Here is a 673-nt window from a genome sequence, read left to right as displayed (position 1 = left end):
CCGAGTTTCATGCTTTCAACCGCCGTATGCACTTCGGCATAGTCGGTCATGATGATGAACGGCTGCGTCATGCCCTCCTTGCGCATCCGGCGCAGCAGGTCGATACCATTGCCGTCGGGCAAACGTAAGTCTGAAACTATGATGTCGTTTTCTGTCGCTTGTAGCAGAAGCTTCTTTGCTGTCGAGAGGTGGAATGCTTGCACGGTGCGGAATCCCTCGCGTGCCAGCAGGTTGCAAACGAACTCGCAATACACGATGTTATCCTCCACCACGATGATTTTTGTCTTATCCATTTTCGTATTTTCTCCTTTCTTCTTTTGCCAGCCGGATGATTTCCGAACCCTTATCCAGCACAGCTTTTACAGCATTGCCAATTGTTTTATCGTCAGGTGTGCCTTCGCTATGAAGCAATTTGTATAGTTCCCTTAACGGTTGGTCGGCACGGAGTATCTCCCATGAACTTCGCAGGTGGTGTGTCAGGGCGTCCAGTTCCTGAAGGTCTTTCTTTAGACCCGCTTCCCTGATTGCCTGCATTTCCTTTTCGGTTTCCGTTATCAGTTTATCCAGCATGACGGCTTCATTGCCGTATGACAGCAGAGAAGTGAAATCCGGCTTTTCATTCCGGTTGCCTTTCATGGCGCATTTGTCTGAAACCTCCATCAGTTCAGATATG

At 49.2% G+C, this 673-nt stretch carries 1 protein-coding gene and 1 pseudogene; both read right to left on the bottom strand.

Annotated features, from left to right (window positions below; translation table 11 throughout):
- On the bottom strand, positions 1-293 hold a 293-nt coding region (locus MoGM_RS07425; RefSeq protein ID WP_146078685.1), incomplete at its 3' end, for a response regulator.
- Positions 286-673 (bottom strand): annotated as a pseudogene (locus tag MoGM_RS07420) (hybrid sensor histidine kinase/response regulator); the annotation flags it as partial. The gene MoGM_RS07425 and the pseudogene MoGM_RS07420, both read right to left, overlap by 8 nt.

Source organism: Prevotella sp. MGM1, assembly GCF_002933775.1.
In the GTDB taxonomy this organism is placed as follows: Bacteria; Bacteroidota; Bacteroidia; order Bacteroidales; family Bacteroidaceae; genus Prevotella.
This window is presented reverse-complemented; position numbering and strand designations above follow the sequence as displayed.